Source organism: Neisseria sp. P0021.S005 (assembly GCF_051956955.1).
On sequence record NZ_JBQCWY010000669.1, the window covers coordinates 1 to 1,665 of the forward strand.

The 1,665-nt window shown below is 46.7% G+C and carries 1 protein-coding gene and 2 pseudogenes; 1 reads left to right on the forward strand and 2 read right to left on the reverse strand.

Annotated elements, in window-relative coordinates:
• A pseudogene (locus ACTHUE_RS18135) lies at positions 1-68 on the reverse strand (CopD family protein); the annotation flags it as partial.
• 234 nt (positions 69-302) lie between these two features.
• Between ACTHUE_RS18135 and ACTHUE_RS18140 the strand changes: the two are divergent.
• The gene (locus tag ACTHUE_RS18140) at positions 303-566 is read left to right on the forward strand and encodes a hypothetical protein (RefSeq protein WP_070713750.1); all 264 of its coding nucleotides are present in this window, start codon (positions 303-305) and stop codon (positions 564-566) included.
• A 357-nt stretch (positions 567-923) separates the two neighbouring features.
• Here the strand turns inward: ACTHUE_RS18140 and ACTHUE_RS18145 are convergent.
• Positions 924-1,665, reverse strand: a pseudogene (locus tag ACTHUE_RS18145) (M3 family metallopeptidase); the annotation flags it as partial.

Genomic DNA, 1,665 nt, shown 5'->3' on the forward strand with positions numbered 1-1,665 from the left:
AGATAAAACAGTCCGGCAAACCAAGAAATCACAAAAAATATGTGTAACAGCTTAAACCACAAATACATTTCAGACGGCCCCAAAACCTAAAACCATTATTTTATCCGCAATACGGCCCGAGCCAAAATAAAATAGTCAAAACAATCTGATTTAGTTCGCCACAACAATGTGTTGCAGGCGCGATTTTACCCAAAAACCAAATTGTAAATTTCGCAACAATATGCAAGTTGATATATGCACAATGCAAAAAACTTGTTAAAATCCTATGCTATTTAAGTATAAAAACATTATGGACGGAAAACATGAAACAATTTGAAATCAGCAACAGCGTCAGGAAAGAGCTTAGCAACTACCTGAATACGCACAATCTAAGCCTCAAAGCCGCCATGGATAATGAAACAACCAATGGTGAAGTCGCCGCCATCGTTCATGCAGGATTGCCGGCGATGATTCGGAAAATCTATTCTTTGGAAAAAATGAAAACCTTTTTCTGGACGAAAAAAGATTTGATGATGGAATTTATCAATATGCGCTTGGATGCCGGTGATAAAAAGGGCAAAAACTAATTTTAGCGATGGGTAGGGGGAGATAGAAGTTTGAAATCTGGACTTCTGTTTTCTCGAAAATCTTGTTAGGGACAGGGTGTACTTATTGTTCCTAATAAGTTTTGACAACCGAAAGGCCGTCTGAAATTCAAATGATAGGGCATGGGAACATGCCCTGTTTTTATGGGCGGCTTGTCCGCATTGGGAAAATATTGAGCTTGGCAATCGTTGCGGCGTTCTGCGCTGAGTGGTTTTATCGGCTGAATATTTTTATTATTTGTTTTGCTGAACATATTGAATGGATTATAAAAAGGCCGTCTGAAACATTTCAGACGGCCTTTGGTGTTGAATCAGCAATTAAAACGGCGGATTTTCAAATCAAGCTGCGTTGTCGAAACCGCTGTGGCGGAGCAGGGCATCCAGGCTTGGTTCGCGGCCGCGGAAGGCTTTGAAGGATTCGGCTGCACTGCGCGAACCGCCGACGGCCAGTATTTCTTTCCAGAAGCGGCGGCCGGTTTCGGCCACATCGTCGCTTTCTTCAAACGCTGCGTAAGCGTCTGCACTCAAAACTTCCGCCCATGCGTAGCTGTAATAGCCTGCGGAGTAGCCGCCGGCGAAGATGTGGCTGAAGCTCAAGGCAAAGCGGTTGTATGCCGGCGGTTGGGTCACGGCGACTTCTTGACGCACTTTGTCCAAGATTTGCGGCCATTCTTTCAGACGGCCTTCATCTTCCTGATGATAGATTTCCATGTCGAGAGGGCAAATTCCATTTGACGGACGAGGAACATACCGCGTTGGAAGTTTTTGGCCGCGTGCATTTTGTTGAACAGCTCTTTCGGCAATACCGCGCCGGTTTCTTCGTGCGAGGACATTTGCGCCAATACGTCGTATTCCCAAACGAAGTTTTCCATGAATTGGCTAGGCAGCTCGACCGCGTCCCATTCGACGCCGTTGATGCCGGATACGCCCACTTCGTCAACTTGGGTCAACAAGTGGTGCAGGCCGTGGCCGGTTTCGTGGAAGAGGGTGATGATTTCGTCGTGGCTCAAACGCGCCTCTTTGTCGCCGACCGGCGGGGTAAAGTTGCAGACGAGGTAGGCAGTCGGCAGTTGCAGCGTAC